13 protein-coding genes and 1 tRNA gene are annotated in these 17,133 nt (G+C 36.3%); 10 read left to right on the top strand and 4 right to left on the bottom strand.

Annotation, left to right across the window (positions count from 1 at the left end; all coding sequences use genetic code 11):
* Positions 1 to 49: 49 nt before the first annotated feature.
* Both acnB and A6A10_RS05100 read left to right on the top strand, forming a co-directional pair.
* Complete coding sequence (gene acnB / locus A6A10_RS05105) at positions 50 to 2,656, top strand: bifunctional aconitate hydratase 2/2-methylisocitrate dehydratase (protein ID WP_121121335.1); 2,607 nt, start codon at positions 50 to 52, stop codon at positions 2,654 to 2,656.
* Positions 2,657 to 2,714: 58 nt separating this feature from the next.
* The gene (locus tag A6A10_RS05100) at positions 2,715 to 4,004 is read left to right on the top strand and encodes a citrate synthase (protein ID WP_121121337.1); all 1,290 of its coding nucleotides are present in this window, start codon (positions 2,715 to 2,717) and stop codon (positions 4,002 to 4,004) included.
* 59 nt (positions 4,005 to 4,063) lie between these two features.
* Here A6A10_RS05100 and A6A10_RS05095 read toward each other — a convergent pair whose 3' ends face one another.
* The 4 genes from A6A10_RS05095 to mazG all read right to left on the bottom strand — a co-directional run bounded on the left by A6A10_RS05095 (position 4,064) and on the right by mazG (position 7,902).
* Positions 4,064 to 4,837, bottom strand: coding sequence for a Nif3-like dinuclear metal center hexameric protein (locus A6A10_RS05095; protein WP_121121339.1), 774 nt, complete (start codon positions 4,835 to 4,837; stop codon positions 4,064 to 4,066).
* A 21-nt stretch (positions 4,838 to 4,858) separates the two neighbouring features.
* Entirely contained in the window at positions 4,859 to 6,277 is a 1,419-nt protein-coding gene (gene cpxA / locus A6A10_RS05090; protein ID WP_229583593.1) for an envelope stress sensor histidine kinase CpxA, read from the bottom strand.
* A 42-nt stretch (positions 6,278 to 6,319) separates the two neighbouring features.
* Positions 6,320 to 7,042: a response regulator gene (locus tag A6A10_RS05085; RefSeq protein WP_121122262.1), complete on the bottom strand. Its 723-nt coding sequence runs from the start codon at positions 7,040 to 7,042 to the stop codon at positions 6,320 to 6,322.
* Between the two features lie 77 nt (positions 7,043 to 7,119).
* Positions 7,120 to 7,902 carry a nucleoside triphosphate pyrophosphohydrolase gene (mazG, locus tag A6A10_RS05080; RefSeq protein WP_121121341.1) on the bottom strand — a complete coding sequence of 261 codons (783 nt, stop codon included), beginning with the start codon at positions 7,900 to 7,902 and terminating at the stop codon, positions 7,120 to 7,122.
* A 141-nt stretch (positions 7,903 to 8,043) separates the two neighbouring features.
* Here mazG and pepP point away from each other — a divergent pair, with 141 nt between their 5' ends.
* From pepP to rbfA, 8 genes are all read left to right on the top strand, one after another.
* Positions 8,044 to 9,345 carry a Xaa-Pro aminopeptidase gene (gene pepP, locus A6A10_RS05075; RefSeq protein ID WP_121121343.1) on the top strand — a complete coding sequence of 434 codons (1,302 nt, stop codon included), beginning with the start codon at positions 8,044 to 8,046 and terminating at the stop codon, positions 9,343 to 9,345.
* A 117-nt stretch (positions 9,346 to 9,462) separates the two neighbouring features.
* The gene (gene serC, locus A6A10_RS05070) at positions 9,463 to 10,545 is read left to right on the top strand and encodes a 3-phosphoserine/phosphohydroxythreonine transaminase (RefSeq protein WP_121121345.1); all 1,083 of its coding nucleotides are present in this window, start codon (positions 9,463 to 9,465) and stop codon (positions 10,543 to 10,545) included.
* A gap of 67 nt (positions 10,546 to 10,612) precedes the next feature.
* Complete coding sequence (glpX, locus tag A6A10_RS05065) at positions 10,613 to 11,632, top strand: class II fructose-bisphosphatase (RefSeq protein WP_121121347.1); 1,020 nt, start codon at positions 10,613 to 10,615, stop codon at positions 11,630 to 11,632.
* 103 nt (positions 11,633 to 11,735) lie between these two features.
* Positions 11,736 to 11,812, top strand: a tRNA-Met gene (locus A6A10_RS05060).
* 206 nt (positions 11,813 to 12,018) lie between these two features.
* Positions 12,019 to 12,480 carry a ribosome maturation factor RimP gene (rimP, locus tag A6A10_RS05055; RefSeq protein WP_121121349.1) on the top strand — a complete coding sequence of 154 codons (462 nt, stop codon included), beginning with the start codon at positions 12,019 to 12,021 and terminating at the stop codon, positions 12,478 to 12,480.
* Positions 12,481 to 12,495: 15 nt separating this feature from the next.
* Complete coding sequence (gene nusA / locus A6A10_RS05050) at positions 12,496 to 14,010, top strand: transcription termination factor NusA (RefSeq protein WP_121121351.1); 1,515 nt, start codon at positions 12,496 to 12,498, stop codon at positions 14,008 to 14,010.
* An 18-nt stretch (positions 14,011 to 14,028) separates the two neighbouring features.
* A complete protein-coding gene (gene infB / locus A6A10_RS05045; RefSeq protein ID WP_121121353.1) occupies positions 14,029 to 16,569 on the top strand; it encodes a translation initiation factor IF-2 in 2,541 nt (846 codons plus the stop codon).
* A gap of 175 nt (positions 16,570 to 16,744) precedes the next feature.
* A complete protein-coding gene (rbfA, locus tag A6A10_RS05040) occupies positions 16,745 to 17,131 on the top strand; it encodes a 30S ribosome-binding factor RbfA (protein WP_121121355.1) in 387 nt (128 codons plus the stop codon).
* The last annotated feature ends 2 nt before the right edge of the window (positions 17,132 to 17,133 follow it).

Raw genomic sequence — 17,133 nt, 5'->3', positions numbered from 1 at the left:
TATGAGTATATTGTAGCTGTATCTATTTTATTTTTTGAGTGGAGTTTTTATGTCTTTTTTAGATGATTATCGTAAACATGTTGAAGAACGTGCAGAGCAAGGAGTGGTTCCATTACCATTGAATGCGGAGCAAACATCTCAACTGATTGAATTGTTGAAGAATCCAGTCTCTGGTGAGGAAGATTTTATTTTAGAGTTATTTGAAACTCGAGTTCCTGCTGGAGTGGATGAAGCTGCTTATATAAAGGCGGCATTTCTTGCTGCAATCGCTTCCGATCAGGCTACATCACCACTTATCTCCAAATCTCACGCAATTAAATTATTAGGTACAATGCAAGGTGGTTATAATATTGAACCTCTTTTAAATGCACTTGATGATGAAGAAGTCGCTCCGCTCGCAGTAGATGCACTATCAAAAACATTACTTATGTTTGATAGCTTTCATGATGTGGTTGAAAAATCAAAAGCGGGAAATCGCTTTGCTAAGGAAATTTTAACCTCATGGGCTAATGCTGAATGGTTCCTATCTCGTCCTAAATTAGAAGAAAAAATAACATTAACTGTTTTTAAAGTGACGGGTGAAACAAATACTGATGATTTATCTCCAGCTCAAGATGCTTGGTCTCGTCCAGATATCCCTCTACACGCTTTAGCCATGCTAAAAAATGAAAGAGAAGGGATTGTTCCTGATGAACCTGGCGTAGTTGGACCAATGAAACAAATTGAACAGCTAAAAGAAAAAGGTTTCCCTCTTGTTTATGTAGGGGATGTCGTTGGAACAGGCTCCTCACGTAAATCGGCAACGAACTCTGTACTTTGGTTAATGGGTGATGATATTCCATATATCCCAAATAAGAGAGCTGGTGGATTTGTGTTAGGCGGTAAGATCGCACCAATCTTTTTCAATACGATGGAAGATGCAGGTTCATTACCTATTGAAGTTGATGTCGATAAGTTAAATATGGGGGATGTCATTGATTTATATCCTTATTCAGGCAAAGTGTGCAAACATGATTCTGATGAAGTATTAGCTGAATTCAAATTAAAGACTGCAGTTTTACTTGATGAAGTGAGAGCAGGTGGACGAATTCCTCTTATCATTGGTCGAGGATTGACTCACAAGGCTAGAGTAGAACTAGGATTGCCAGAAAGTGAGGTATTTGTTAAACCTCAAGTGGCTATTGACACAGGTAAAGGCTACACACTAGCACAAAAAATGGTAGGGCGTGCTTGTGGTGTTGAAGGGATTCGTGCAGGTCAATATTGTGAACCAAGAATGACAAGTGTGGGTTCACAAGATACCACAGGCCCTATGACCAGAGATGAACTTAAAGATTTAGCATGTTTAGGATTCTCATCAGACCTTGTTATGCAATCTTTCTGTCATACAGCGGCTTATCCAAAACCAGTTGATGTTGTGACACATCACACCCTTCCTGATTTTATTATGAATCGTGGCGGTATTTCTTTACGTCCAGGTGATGGTGTTATCCATTCTTGGCTAAACCGTATGTTATTACCAGATACGGTGGGGACAGGTGGGGATTCTCATACTCGTTTCCCAATTGGAATTTCTTTCCCTGCTGGTTCAGGACTTGTTGCTTTCGCAGCAGCAACGGGGGTTATGCCTCTTGATATGCCAGAATCTGTATTAGTTCGTTTTAAAGGTGAAATGCAACCAGGTATTACGTTACGTGATTTAGTCCACGCCATTCCTTACTATGCGATTCAAGAGGGTTTATTAACGGTTGAAAAATCAGGTAAGAAAAATATTTTCTCAGGTCGTATTTTAGAAATTGAAGGATTAGAGCATCTTAAAGTTGAGCAAGCCTTTGAGCTTTCTGATGCATCAGCGGAACGTTCTGCAGCAGCGTGTACGATAAAACTTGATAAAGAACCAATCATTGAGTACTTAAATTCAAATATTGTTTTATTGAAATGGATGATTGCTGAAGGATATGGCGATGCTAGAACATTAGAACGTCGTATTAAAGCAATGGAAGAATGGGTCGCTAATCCAGAATTAATGGAAGCAGATAAAGATGCGGAATATGCAGCTGTTATAGAAATTGATCTAAATGATATTAAAGAACCTATCGTGTGTGCACCAAATGATCCTGATGACGCGAGAAAATTATCAGAAGTACAAGGCGATACTGTTGATGAAGTATTCATAGGATCTTGTATGACCAATATTGGACATTTCCGTGCAGCAGGGAAATTATTGCAAAAAAATCAAGATGTAATCCCAACTCGTTTATGGATTGTTCCACCAACAAAAATGGATGCATCATTATTAATTGAAGAAGGATACTACAATATTTATGGTAAAAATGGTGCAAGAGTAGAAGTACCTGGGTGCTCTTTATGTATGGGTAACCAAGCAAGAGTTGCTGACGGTGCCACAGTGGTTTCGACTTCAACGAGAAACTTCCCAAATCGTATGGGTAAAGGTGCGTTTGTTTATCTTGCCTCAGCAGAGCTTGCATCTGTCTGTGCTATCTTAGGTAAGTTACCAACACCAGAAGAATATCTAGATTTTGTTGTGAAAGGGTTAGGTGATGATAAAGATGATACTTATCGTTACATGAACTTTAATGAAATCAATAGCTATGTGGAAAAAGCAGATGATGTAATTTTTCAAACTTCAGTATAGGAAAAATTGAACTGTAATATTATTTTAATTAAAAAATTATAACTAAAAGGGGATTGATATGCCAAAACTACATCCAACATTAAAAGCTGAGTTACATTTGAGCGATGGGCGCACATTTGAATTGCCTGTGTATCAAAGTAATTTAGGCTACGATGCTATCGGTGTTGAATCTTTGCAAAAAGAAAAATTATTTACCTATGATCAAGGCCTTACATCAACAGCATTATGTGAATCTAGTATTACTTATATCGATGGTAATCAAGGCATCTTGTTACATAGAGGCTATCCTATTGATGAGTTAGCTATGCAAAAGAGCTATTTAGATGTTTGTTACTTATTGTTAGAAGGAGAGTTGCCAACCCCAGAGCAATTAGATACATTTAAAAAAGAAATCTCTTCTCATTATATGGTTAATGAACAGTTTACTCGTTTATTCCAAGGATTCCGTCGAGATTCACATCCAATGGCAATTATGTGTGCTGCAAGTAGTGCTTTGGCTGCCTTTTATCACGATATGTTAGATGATACAGAAGAATCTCGTGAGAAAACAGCTGTACGCTTATTAGCAAAAATGCCAACATTGGCGGCAATGTGTTATAAATATAATATTGGCCGCCCGTTTATGTATCCTCAGAATAACTTATCTTATGCGGGAAATTTCTTATATATGATGTTTGCAACACCTTGTGAACCATATGAAGTTAATCCTGTTCTTGAAAAAGCTATGGATCGTATTTTTACATTACATGCGGATCATGAGCAAAATGCTTCAACATCATCTGTACGTAGTGTGGCATCTTCTGGACCAAATCCTTTTGCTTGTATTGCAGCTGGGATTGCATCACTTTGGGGGCCAGCTCACGGTGGGGCTAATGAAGCTTGTATTAAAATACTTGAAGAAATTGGTACTGTTGATCGTATTCCAGAATACATTGCTAGAGCTAAAGATAAAAATGATCCATTCCGTTTAATGGGATTTGGTCATCGAGTTTATAAAAACTACGATCCTAGAGCAAAAGTAATGAGAGAAACTTGTCATGAAGTATTAGGTGAACTTGGTATAAATACACCATTACTTGAAGTCGCAATGGAATTAGAGCGTATAGCATTAAGTGATCCGTACTTTATTGAAAGAAAATTGTATCCAAATGTAGATTTCTATTCAGGTATTATTCTGCAAGCAATAGGTATTCCAACATCTATGTTTACAGTAATATTTGCTCTCGCAAGAACAGTAGGGTGGATTGCTAACTGGAAAGAAATGCATCATGAAACAGATAGTTTGAAAATTGTACGTCCTCGTCAGATTTATACTGGACATAAAGAACGTCATATAGAAAAAGCTTAATTAGAAAAAAGGAGATAGATTACTTATCTCCTTTTTATTTTTTGATAAAAAATTGTTTATTATGCGGGATTATTTATATCGATAAATTCTACATTTATATTATATTCATCTGAGAGCCATTCGCCCAATGCTTTAATTCCACCTCGTTCGGTTGCATGGTGGCCACAAGCAAAATAATAAATTCCTTGCTCCCTTGCTGAATGAGTAGTTTGTTCAGAAATTTCACCGCTAATAAATGCATCGATACCTTTACTTGCTGCGAGGTCAATATATCCTTGTCCGCCACCAGTACAAATACCAACAGTTTTTATCAATTTGGAAGGATATTGATCAATAAATTCATCACATAAAATAACTTGATGTTTTAATAAGGATGTTAATTTTAGCTTTAAATCATGTGCAGAAATTGGACTCTCTAGCTCACCATAGACAGGGATAGAATAAGGTTTATCTTCAAGCCCTTGCAAATTAGTTACCCCAATACATTTTGCTAATTGTGCATTATTACCTAATTCCGGATGTACATCCAAAGGTAAATGATAGCCAAACAAGTTAATATCATGTGTTAATAATTCTTTGATTCTTCGCCCTTTCATTCCTCTAATACATGGATTCTCATTTTTCCAGAAATAGCCATGATGAACCAATATAGCATCAGCATTTCGTTCAATAGCTGCTTGTATTAAAGGGAGTGAGGCTGTTACGCCAGTAACAATCTTTCTTATTTCTGATTTCCCTTCAACTTGTAATCCATTTGGTGCATAATCAGAAATCATAGAACTACTTAATTTTTCATTTAAAATGCATTCCAGTTCTAGGTTTGTTAATATCATGACATTCCTTAATTATAGTAGTTAGTCAAACCATAGAGGCAACTCTATTTTTATTCTAAGTCCTCCAAGATGGCTTTTTTCTGCAATAACAGAGCCAGAATGTTGATTTACAGCATTAGAAACTATAGCCAACCCTAATCCAGTTCCCCCTGTTTGCCTTGCTCTATCTTCTTGTACTCTAGCAAAAGGTCTAAAGATCTCTTCGTATTGATCTTCAGGTACACCTATTCCATCATCATCAACTGTAATAATAAGCCAATTTTTTTCAATATATATTTTGACGGCAATTAAGGTCTGTGCATATTTTTGCGCATTTCTAATCACATTTTCTACCGCACTAGAAAGTGCAGAGAGATTACCATTAATATAGTATTGGGATGATTCACTAATATCTATATCTGTAGAAAAGCTTAACTTATTTTGCTCTATTTCAAATTTTGCGTCTTCAAACACATCTTCCCAAATTTTATTAATTTGAAAAATCTCTCTATTAATGTGTTGATTTAATTGATTTCTAGATAAGGAGAGTAAATCATGTATCATGGTATCTAATTTCTGAATTTCATTACTAATTCGAGTCAGTTCATTAGATTCCCCATTTCTCAGTCTCAATAAAGATACTGCTAATTGCATTCTCGTTAATGGGGTTTTTAATTCATGAGAAATATCAGAGAGCAAACGTTGCTGATACGTTGTCAGTTCTTGTAGAGATCTTATCATCTTATTAAAACTGTTTCCCACTAATCTGAGCTCATGAATTCCTTCATTTTCTAATTTAGGATTAACAACTAAATTGCCTCTAGCAACTGCATCAGCTGATAAACGTAAAGCTTTCACTGGTTTTGCCATTCTCATTGATAACCATAATAAGAGAGGTAGTGACATGAGCAGTAGTAAAATCAGCATTAAAAGAGGGGAATCAAAAATTCGATCAAATACCTTATCAATAAAAGAAATTTGTTCATCCGTCTGTATAATAAAATACTGATAATAGCTTCGGCTACTTGATTCTATAACAAATGGTCCATAAATTTCTAAAGAGTCAAATCGACGTTGTAATGGTTTTTCGGGATCTTGGGCTTCTAAAATAAAGGCATATAATATATTTAAATCTGAATTACTTACGCCACTTATTTTTTGAGTAATTGGGTCAAAAAGTATAACATCAAATCCATTAATTGTAGAAACCGTCAGATTTCTTCTGAATAACTCATCTAAATTGTATTCTAATTGAGTATTAATACTCTCATTTTGAAAAAATACTAATTCTCTTTTTTCAATAGGATTAAATACTCGAGCATCAAAGTTTGGTAAGATAAGTGCAATACCTATCATAAGAGAAACAATTACAACAAAAGATACAAAAATTTGATAAACAAAATAAGTATGTAATGTTTTAATTTTATTCCAAAATTTAATCATATCATTTAATCTAATCATTAAAAGAATAGTTTCTCTAATGATAAGAAACTACCTTTTCATTTATTTTTCGGTAACAAGAAGATATCCTCTTCCTCTCAGAGTTTTAAACCAAGGTAGATTATCATCACGCTCTGGTAATTTTTTGCGTAAATTTGAAATGTGCATATCAATTGCTCGATCATAAGGAGTTAAACGTTTTCCTAAAATTTCTAAGCTCAGTAACTCTCTAGATAGAATTTGACCAGGATGACTTATTAATATTTGTAATAAAGCAAATTCTGTACCAGTTAAATCTAAATCTTCACCATTATATATGGCTTGCTGTCTTCCAGGATGAAGTTCCACTCCACCGAATTGTAATTTTTTTTGTTCTTTTTCTTCTATTTCTGATAAATGGTCAGTTAATCCCTCAACAGAACCAGTACGACGTAAAATAGCTTTAATTCGAGCAACTAATTCTCGATCATTAAATGGCTTAGGTAAATAGTCATCTGCGCCAAGTTCTAGACCTAATACACGATCAATTTCATCATCTCTAGCACTTAACATAAGAACAGGGAGAGTATATTTTTGACGAACTCTTTTTAAAGTTTCAATCCCATTTAGCACTGGCATCATGACATCTAATAATATAATATCATAACTTTCTGATTCCAATTTATTTAGTGCTTCTTGTCCATTATGTACAACTTGAATATAAAATCCTTCTAGTGATAATAATTCAGCAAGGAGTTCTGTTAATTCTATATCATCATCAACAAGTAAAATTTTAGATGTCGGCATTTTTTCCATTTGATTCTATCCTAGTTGTTGCTTTATAAATTGTAAAAATCATGCTTACTTTACATAAATTTGCTTATTTATTCCATAGTTTTTATTCTATTCCATAAAATATCTAATTCTGCAAGTGAGGTAGTATTCAAATTTTTTCCTTCTGATTTCAAGATCTTTTCAATTTTCTTAAAACGATTTTCAAATTTGATATTGGCATTGCGTAAACTCGTTTCAGCATCAAAATTATAATGTCTACAAAGATTTACAGTTGCAAAAAGCAAATCACCTAATTCTTCATTTAATTTTTCAGGTAATAAATCTTTTCGATTCATTTCTTCTTGTACTTCTGCTAATTCTTCTTGGACCTTATCAAAAACATCTTGCGGTTTTTCCCAATCAAATCCTACGTTAGCACAACGTTTTTGTATTTTTTGTGCTCTTGTTAAAGCAGGGAGAGCAAAAGGAAGATCATCAAGAATAGATTCTTGTTCTTTCCTTTTAGCTTCATTGGATTTTTGCTGTTCCCAATGCTTTAGTGCTTCTTCGCTATTTTTTGCTGATTCATTTCCAAATACATGGGGATGTCGATAAATCAATTTATCATGGATATCATTAAGGACATCCTGGAATGTAAATGAACCTTCTTCTTTAGCTAATTGGCTAAGAAATACGACTTGTAGCAATAAATCGCCCAATTCCTCGCGTAGAGATGAGCGATCTTGAGTGTGAATAGCTTCAGCGACTTCATAGGTTTCTTCTAAAAGATGAGGAAGCATTGAGTCAAAATTTTGTTTGATGTCCCAAGGACAGCCTGATACGGGATCTCTCAGCTTAGCTACAACATTTTGGAATTGTTCAATCGTTATCATAATAATCTCCTTAAATCTGTTATTTTATTCTCTCTTTACCGATGGAGATTGTCCAATAATTTATAAAGTGAGTTTTATTTTTCATGCTATAATTTATCAAAATTTTAATTATTTTTTACCCAGATTTAGTAGGAGATTAAAATGGATTTAGCTTATCTTCAAAAATTACCAGATAGTGAATTTATAGAAAGACGCCAACGTGTATTTGAACAAATGCAAGATAACTCTGCATTAATTGTTTTTACAGAAACAGAAAAGCGTCGCAATAGTGATAATGAATATTTATTCCGCCCCGATAGTTACTTTTGGTATCTGACGGGATTTGCAGAACCTAAATCAGTCTTATTATTGATTAAAGCAGCAGAAAAAAATGAAAGTATTATTTTCTTACGTGAGAAAAATCCTGAAATGGAAACATGGCATGGACGTCGTTTAGGTACTATTGCAGCCCCACAGCAATTAAATATTGATGAAGCATATAATATTGATGATATCGATGCTATTTTTGCAAAAAAATTGAGAGATCTTACCGCTTGTTATTATGCAAAAGGTTTGCAAGAGTGGGGGGATAAGATTGTATCTAAAACATTCAGTATTGATTGGGATAATGTAATTGATTGGCAACCAATGCTCTCTGAAATGCGTTTGTTTAAATCCAAAAATGAAATTGCGTTAATGCAACAAGCAGGGCAGATTTCTGCTCTAGGGCATATTCGAGCAATGAAACAAACTCGTCCTAATCGCTATGAAATGGAAATTGAAGGGGAGTTACAATACGAATTTTCTCGCTTTGGGGCTAGATTCCCTGCTTATAATCACATTGTAGCAGGGGGGCATAATGGTTGTATTTTACATTACACAGAAAATGATCAAGTATTAAAAGATGGTGATTTGTTACTGATTGACTCAGGAGCAGAATTTGCTATGTATGCAGGCGATATTTCTAGAACATTCCCCGTAAATGGAAAATTCTCACCCGCTCAACGTGAAATATATCAGATCGTTTTGGATTCAATGAAAGCCGCCATAGAGTTACTCGTTCCTAACAGTTCAATTAAAATTGCTAATGAAAAAGTCTGTCGCATTATGGTAGAAGGCTTAGTTCGCTTGGGTGTATTAAAAGGTGATGTTGAACAGTTGTTAGCAGATAAAGCCTATCGTCAGTTTTACATGCACGGTTTAGGACATTGGTTAGGATTGGATGTACACGATGTCGGAAATTACGGTACTGAAAGAGACAGACCATTAGAGCCTGGTATGGTTCTTACTGTTGAACCAGGGCTTTATATTTCACCTGATGCGGATGTGCCAGAACAATATAAAGGGATTGGTGTTAGAATAGAAGATAATTTATTAATTACAGAATATGGTAATAAAAATTTGACGACTGCTGTGCCAAAAGAAATGGATGAAATTGAAGCAATAATGGCTCAATCGGCTTAAGATTAAAAATAAGTGGTGTGAATAGTTTCACACCATTTTTTTATTTATTTAAGAATCTTCAATCCGTGTCTTTTTTTCGCTAGAATGCAAGGGTTATGATCAAAAAAGGGAAATATCATGAATTCAGTTTTTAACTTTAGTGCAGGTCCTGCAATGATGCCAAAAGCGGTATTAGAACAGGCACAACAAGAATTATTAAATTGGCAAGATCAGCAAACTTCTGTGATGGAAATTAGTCACCGCAGTAAACTATTTATGGAACTAGTAACACAAGCGGATAAAGATTTTCGTCAGTTATACAATATTCCTGATAATTACAAAATTCTATTTTTACAAGGTGGTGCTAGAGGGCAATTTTCTGCGATCCCAATGAATCTTATTGGTGAAAAAGGCAAAGCATTATATCTAAATAGTGGGCATTGGTCTGCAACAGCAGCTAAAGAGGCGCGTTTATTCTGTGACGTGGATGAATTAAATATATTAGAAGATGGCGATACGCTTAAAATTAAATCGCTCGATTTTACAGGTATTGCCGATCAATATGATTATGTTCATTATTGCCCAAATGAAACAATTAGCGGTGTTGAGATTTTTGATGTGCCAGAAGTAGGTAATACGGTACTAGTCGCAGATATGTCTTCAACTATCCTTTCTCGTCAAATCGATATTTCAAAATTTGGTATCATTTACGCAGGCGCGCAAAAGAATCTAGGTCCTGCTGGAATTACCATCGTAATCATTCGTGAAGATTTAATTGGTCGAGCAAGAAAAGCAACGCCATCTATTTGGAATTACGAAACTCAAGCTAAAAGTGATTCAATGATCAACACACCTCCTACTTTTGCGTGGTATCTTTGCTCCCTTGTGTTCAAATATTTATTAAAACAAGGCGGTGTAAAAGCAATTGAAAAAGTGAATCAAGCCAAAGCAAAATTATTGTATGACTATTTAGATCAAAGTGATTTTTACCGCAATACTGTAGCAAAAGAAAATCGTTCATTAATGAATGTGACTTTTACGACAGGCAACGATGAATTAAATGCAAAATTTGTTGCAGAAGCGACCGCTTGTGGCTTACAAGCATTAAAAGGGCATAAAGTATTGGGCGGAATGCGTGCATCAATCTATAATGCAATGCCAATCGAAGGTGTTAAAGCTTTGATTGCTTTTATGCAAAAATTTGAACAAGACAATAAGTAATTAACACAAGTAATTGATACTTACTTTTTAATCATTCTTTTAAAGCATTTCTCTTAAGGAGCTAAAGATGAAACGATCTCTTTCTATTGAATTCTCTCGTGTAACTGAAGCGGCTGCACTAGCCGCATTTGCATGGCTAGGGCGGGGGAATAAAAATGCTGCTGATGATGCAGCTGTTAAGGCTATGCGTTTGATATTGAATCAGATGGAAATTCGAGGTGAAGTCGTTATCGGCGAAGGTGAAATTGATGAAGCTCCGATGTTGTATATCGGGGAAAAAATTGGCTTATCTCGCCCAGAAGATGAAGAAATTACGATTGCTGTAGATCCTATTGATGGTACAAGAATGACAGCTTTAGGACAAGCAAATGCACTTTCTGTTTTGGCTGCAGGTGGGAAAGAAACCTTTTTAAAAGCCCCTGATATGTATATGGAAAAAATGGTGGTAGGTAACGAAGCCAAAGGAATGATTGATTTAAATCTATCCCTTGAGCAAAATCTTCGTCGCGTTGCATCAAAAAAAGGAAAACTACTTTCTCAACTTACCATGGCTATCCTTGATAAGCCTAGACACGGTAAAATTATTGCAGAGATGCAACAATTAGGTGTGCGAGTAATTGCAATTCCTGATGGCGATGTGGCGGCTGCTGTACAATGCTGTTTACCTGAAGCTGAACTAGATATGTTATATGGTATTGGTGGTGCGCCAGAGGGCATTGTTGCAGCAGCTGCTGTGAGAGCATTAGGCGGAGATATGCAAGCTAAGCTCATTCCTCGTAACCAAGTAAAAGGCAATACATTAGAAAACTTTGCCTTTGCTGAAAAAGAAATTTCTCGTTGTGAAGCGTTGAATGTACCTATTAATGCAGTTTTAAAATTAGAAGATTTGGTTCGAGATGATAACCTTGTTTTCTCAGCAACAGGTATAACAACAGGTGATTTGCTCAATGGCATTAAACGAAAAGGAAATTTGGCAACGACTGAAACATTATTAATTAGAGGGCGTTCACGAACTATTCGCAAAATTCAGTCTTCTCACTATTTAGATAGAAAAGATGCAGATTTATATCGTTTAATGAATATCTAATAATCTAGAGTAAATAGTATGCCTAAAAAAAGGACATTTGATTCTAAATACTAAAAAATGCCTTGCAATCTTTTTGGGATTCACTATAATACACCACATCAGACGCGGGGTGGAGCAGCTTGGTAGCTCGTCGGGCTCATAACCCGAAGGTCGTTGGTTCAAATCCGGCCCCCGCAACCAGTTTTAAGGCTCATCGTTATGTTTATAACGGTGAGTTTTGTTTTATAAGTACTTTGTGATTTAAAAATGCTTATCTAAACAAACCGCTTGGAAGCCCCTCGACTGCGTTGTTGATTGGGGCTTTTTTGTGGCTGATAGTCAGCTTTGTTGTTTTAAGAGGGCTTTTAATAAAGGCCCTTTTTTATATCCGTTAGGTGGAGGTTTTTTTGGCAACACTAGAACAAAAATTACAGGAACTTGTACAAGATTCTATTGATGCAATGGGATTTGAACTTGTTGGCATTGAATGTCAACGCGCAGGTCGTTTTTTGACGGTTCGATTATATATTGATAAAGAAAGTGGCGTTACTATTGATGATTGTAGTGATGTGAGTCGTCAGGTAAGTGCAATTTTTGATGTCGAAGATCCTATCACTGACAAATATAATCTTGAGGTTTCTTCCCCTGGATTAGATCGTCCATTATTTACTGTGGCACATTATGAACGCTTTATTGGACGAGATGTAGTGATACATCTACGAATTCCAATGCTTGATCGCCGTAAATGGCAGGGTAATTTAGTGTCAGTAGAAGGCGATTTAATTACATTAAATGTAGAAGGAAATCTACAACAATTTGCTTTTGGCAATATTCAAAAAGCGAATTTAGTGCCAGTATTCAATTTTTAAGGAAATCACAGAAAAATGAGTAAAGAACTTTTATTAGCCGCAGAGGCGGTCTCAAATGAAAAACTATTGCCAAAAGATGCTATTTTTGAAGCATTAGAAACTGCATTGGCTATTTCAACTAAGAAAAAAGCAGCAGCGGAAAGAGAAGATCGTAAACTAAGTAATGGTATAGATATTGATGTGCGTGTTGTTATTGATCGTAAAACAGGCGAGTTTAGAACTTTCCGTCGTTGGCTTGTTGTAGAGAAAGTACAAAATCAAACAAAGGAAATTACGCTTGAAGCCGCACAGTTTGAAGATCCAAGTATTCAATTAGGTGATTTTATTGAAGATGAAATTGAATCTATTGAATTCGATCGCATTACGATGCAAACAGCACGCCAAGTCATCACAACAAAAATCAGAGAAGCAGAAAGACATAAAGTCGTCGAGCAATTCCGCTCTCAATTAGATAGTATGATTTCTGCAACAGTAAAAAAAGTCTCTCGTGAACAAATTATCTTAGACTTAGGTAATCAAGCAGAAGCAGTTATTGTACGTGAAGATATGTTACCACGTGAGAATTTCCGTCCAGGTGATCGTGTGCGTGGTGTCTTATATCAAATTAAACCAGAGTCTAAAGGCCCACAATTATTCGTAACTCGTGCAAAACCTCAAATGCTTGAAGAACTATTCAAATTAGAAGTCCCTGAAATTGGCGAAGAGCTAATTGAAATTAAAGGTGCTTCACGTGATCCGGGTTCTCGTGCAAAAATTGCAGTGAAAAGCAATGATAAACGTATTGACCCAGTAGGTGCTTGTGTGGGTATGCGTGGTGCACGTGTGCAAGCTATCACTAACGAATTAGGTGGTGAGCGTATTGATATCGTATTGTGGGATGATAATCCTGTTCAATTCGTGATTAATGCAATGGCACCAGCAGATGTAAGTTCAATCGTCGTTGATGAAGATAATCACTCAATGGATATCGCCGTTGAGTCAACTTCACTTGCTCAAGCAATTGGACGTAACGGCCAAAATGTTCGTCTTGCAACCCAATTAACAGGTTGGGCATTAAATGTAATGTCGACAGATGAGTTAAACCAAAAACATCAAGCGGAAGACAATAAAATTATTGATTTATTTGTGAATAGCTTGGAAATTGATGAAGAATTTGCGCAGATCCTGATTGATGAAGGTTTCACAAGTTTAGAAGAATTAGCTTATGTACCAGTTGAAGAACTGACAGCAATCGATGGTTTAGAAGATGAAGATCTTGTTGAAGAGTTACAATCTCGCGCTAAAAATGTATTGACTGCAAAAGCATTAGCAGAAGAAGAAGCTTTAAAACAAGCACAAATTGAAGATAAATTACTAAACCTTGAAGGTATGGATCGTCACATTGCCTTTAAATTAGCAGAAAAACAAATTACCACCCTTGAAGAACTTGCAGAACAAGGGGTTGATGATTTAGCTGATATCGAAGAATTATCTGCTGAAAAAGCAGGTGAATTGATTATGGCTGCACGTCAAATTTGCTGGTTTAGCTAAATGGAAGGAGAACAAATAATGAGCGACAACGAAAATACTAAAACACCTAAAAAACTTAGCTTACAGCGTAGAACAAAAACAACGGTAAGTGCAACAACTTCTAATGGTAAAGCGAAAGAAGTGCAAGTAGAAGTCCGTAAATCTCGTAAAGTTGACACTGAGGCAGCTAAAAAAGCAGCAGAAGCCGCTAAATTAAAAGCTGAAAAAGAAGCGGCAGAAAAAGCTGCAAAAGAGAAAGCAGAACAAGCGGCAAAAGTTGCTGAAGAGAAAAAAGCGGCTGAAGCAATTAAACAAGAAGAAACGAAAAAAGTAGTTCACCAGCCACCAGTAATGCCTAACAAACAAGCCAAGCCAGTTCAAAAAGCTGAAAAAGCAGCTAAAGTAGAAAAAGTGGTTGATGCAGAAAAAGAAGCAAAACGCAAAGAAGAAGCTGAACTTCGTCGTAAACAAGAAGAATTAGCCCGTCAGAAAGTTGAAGAAGAAGCGAAAAAAGCAGCTGAGGAAGCTAGACGTTTAGCAGAATTAACAAGCAGTGAAACTGAAGATACTCCAGCAGATGATTCAGTTGAAGATGATCGTTTTACCTCAACTTATGCATTAGAAGCAGAACGTGATTCTGAACGTCGCAGTGAAAACCGTGGACGCAAACAGACCAAGGCGAAAAAAGGCCGTGATGATGAATCAAGTAAATCTGAACGTGAAGCAAATCGCCGTAATCAAAAAGGCGGAATGGGTAAAGGTAAACATGGTAAGAAGAAAGGTAGTGCATTACAACAAGCCTTTACTAAACCAGCTCAAGCCGTAAACCGTGATGTTGTGATTGGTGAAACGATTACTGTTGCAGAATTAGCGAATAAAATGGCAGTTAAAGCAACTGAAATCATCAAGACTATGATGAAAATGGGTGAAATGGTTACGATTAACCAAGTGATTGACCAAGAAACTGCACAGCTTGTTGCAGAGGAAATGGGACATAAAGTTATTCTACGTAAAGAGAATGAACTTGAAGAATCAGTATTAGAAGATCGTGATGTTAATGCAGAAAAAGTAACCCGTGCGCCAGTTGTAACCATTATGGGACACGTTGACCATGGTAAAACGTCATTACTTGACTATATTCGTAAAGCTAAAGTTGCAGATGGCGAAGCGGGTGGTATTACACAGCATATCGGTGCTTACCACGTAGAAACAGAAGAAGGTAAAGTAATTACTTTCTTAGATACTCCAGGACATGCTGCATTTACTTCAATGCGTGCTCGTGGTGCGAAATCGACTGATATCGTTGTACTTGTTGTTGCTGCTGATGATGGCGTAATGCCACAAACAATTGAAGCGGTTCAGCATGCTAAAGCAGCAGGCGCACCAATTGTTGTTGCAGTGAACAAAATTGATAAACCAGAAGCAAACCCTGATCGTGTAGAGCAAGAATTACTTCAATACGAAGTGGTTTCTGAAAAATTCGGTGGTGACGTGTTATTCGTTCCAGTCTCTGCGAAAAAAGGTTTAGGTATTGATGAATTACTTGAAGCGATTTTACTTCAAGCAGACGTTCTTGAATTAACCGCAGTGAAAGATGGTATGGCATCAGGGGTCGTAATTGAATCATACTTAGATAAAGGTCGTGGTCCAGTTGCAACTATCCTTGTTCAATCAGGTACCTTAAATCGTGGCGATATTGTGCTTTGTGGCTTTGAATATGGTCGTGTTCGTGCAATGCGTGATGAAAACGGAAAAGAAATTCAAGAGGCAGGTCCTTCAATTCCTGTTGAGGTACTTGGTCTTTCAGGCGTACCAGCCGCAGGGGATGAAGCAACCGTTGTTCGTGACGAGAAAAAAGCACGTGAAGTAGCATTATATCGTCAAGGAAAATTCCGTGATGTGAAATTAGCACGTCAGCAAAAAGCGAAATTGGAAAATATGTTTACCAATATGGCAGAAGGCGATGTCGCAGAATTGAACGTTATCGTTAAAGCTGACGTACAAGGTTCTGTGGAAGCAATTAGCCAAGCGTTAAATGAACTTTCAACAGATGAAGTGAAAGTGAAAGTTGTCGGTTCTGGTGTAGGTGGTATCACTGAAACTGATGCAACACTTGCAGCAGCATCTAATGCTATTGTACTTGGATTTAACGTTCGTGCGGATGCGTCAGCTCGTCGTATTATTGAAAGTGAACATATTGATTTACGTTATTATTCAATCATTTATGAATTGTTAAATGAAATCAAAGCTGCAATGAGCGGTATGTTACAACCAGAATTCAAACAAGAAATCATTGGTTTAGCAGAAGTACGTGATGTATTCCGCCACCCTAAATTTGGGGCGATTGCAGGTTGTATGGTAACAGAAGGTATTGTTAAACGTAACAATCCAATCCGTGTATTACGTGATAATGTGGTTATCTTTGAAGGCGAATTAGAATCTCTTCGTCGCTTTAAAGATGACGTAGCAGAAGTGCGTAACGGTATGGAATGTGGTATCGGCGTGAAAAACTACAACGATGTAAAAGTGGGCGACCAAATTGAAGTCTTTGAAGTTGTTGAAGTAAAACGTACTATCTAATTATCATTTAGATCGAATAAGCGGTCAGTTTCTTATAAAAATTTGCAAAAATTGAAAGAAAACTGACCGCTTTTTTAGCTAAATTAGGTTTAATTTAATACTGAGTTTATGGTGTTTAGATTAAACTTAATTTTGTTAGTACTTAAAGTGAGTATTGAAAATATAGGAAAAAAGAATGGCAAGAGAATTTAAACGTAGTGATCGTGTTGCTCAAGAATTACAAAAAGAAATCGCGATTATTTTACAAAGAGAAGTAAAAGATCCACGCATTGGCATGGTAACAGTTTCTGATGTTGAGTTAAGCCGAGATTTGGCTTACGCAAAAGTATTTGTAACTTTCTTATTTGATGAAGATGAAAGTGCAGTCACTCGTGGATTAGAGGGACTGAATAAAGCATCTGGGTATATTAGAACCTTAGTGGGTAAAGCAATGCGTTTACGCATTGTGCCAGAACTTCGTTTCTTCTACGATCAATCTCTCGTGGAAGGGATGAGAATGTCTAGCCTTGTTACCAATGTGATCCGTCAAGATCAAGCTCGTCATCATGATGATGAGGAATAATT

The sequence above is a fragment of the Otariodibacter oris genome (genome assembly GCF_009684715.1).
GTDB lineage: Bacteria > Pseudomonadota > Gammaproteobacteria > Enterobacterales > Pasteurellaceae > Otariodibacter > Otariodibacter oris.
Note: the sequence above shows the minus strand (reverse complement) of the source record. Positions and strands in the feature narration are given on the sequence as shown.

What these genes read in the sequence shown, in the direction of transcription:
- infB (WP_121121353.1), top strand. Translation starts at nt 14,029, where the DNA reads ATGAGCGACAACGAAAATACTAAAACACCTAAAAAACTTAGCTTACAG.
- A6A10_RS05085 (WP_121122262.1), bottom strand. Translation starts at nt 7,042, where the DNA reads ATGCCGACATCTAAAATTTTACTTGTTGATGATGATATAGAATTAACA.
- cpxA (WP_229583593.1), bottom strand. Translation starts at nt 6,277, where the DNA reads ATGATTAGATTAAATGATATGATTAAATTTTGGAATAAAATTAAAACA.
- pepP (WP_121121343.1), top strand. Translation starts at nt 8,044, where the DNA reads ATGGATTTAGCTTATCTTCAAAAATTACCAGATAGTGAATTTATAGAA.
- nusA (WP_121121351.1), top strand. Translation starts at nt 12,496, where the DNA reads ATGAGTAAAGAACTTTTATTAGCCGCAGAGGCGGTCTCAAATGAAAAA.
- mazG (WP_121121341.1), bottom strand. Translation starts at nt 7,902, where the DNA reads ATGATAACGATTGAACAATTCCAAAATGTTGTAGCTAAGCTGAGAGAT.
- serC (WP_121121345.1), top strand. Translation starts at nt 9,463, where the DNA reads ATGAATTCAGTTTTTAACTTTAGTGCAGGTCCTGCAATGATGCCAAAA.
- glpX (WP_121121347.1), top strand. Translation starts at nt 10,613, where the DNA reads ATGAAACGATCTCTTTCTATTGAATTCTCTCGTGTAACTGAAGCGGCT.
- rbfA (WP_121121355.1), top strand. Translation starts at nt 16,745, where the DNA reads ATGGCAAGAGAATTTAAACGTAGTGATCGTGTTGCTCAAGAATTACAA.
- acnB (WP_121121335.1), top strand. Translation starts at nt 50, where the DNA reads ATGTCTTTTTTAGATGATTATCGTAAACATGTTGAAGAACGTGCAGAG.
- A6A10_RS05100 (WP_121121337.1), top strand. Translation starts at nt 2,715, where the DNA reads ATGCCAAAACTACATCCAACATTAAAAGCTGAGTTACATTTGAGCGAT.
- A6A10_RS05095 (WP_121121339.1), bottom strand. Translation starts at nt 4,837, where the DNA reads ATGATATTAACAAACCTAGAACTGGAATGCATTTTAAATGAAAAATTA.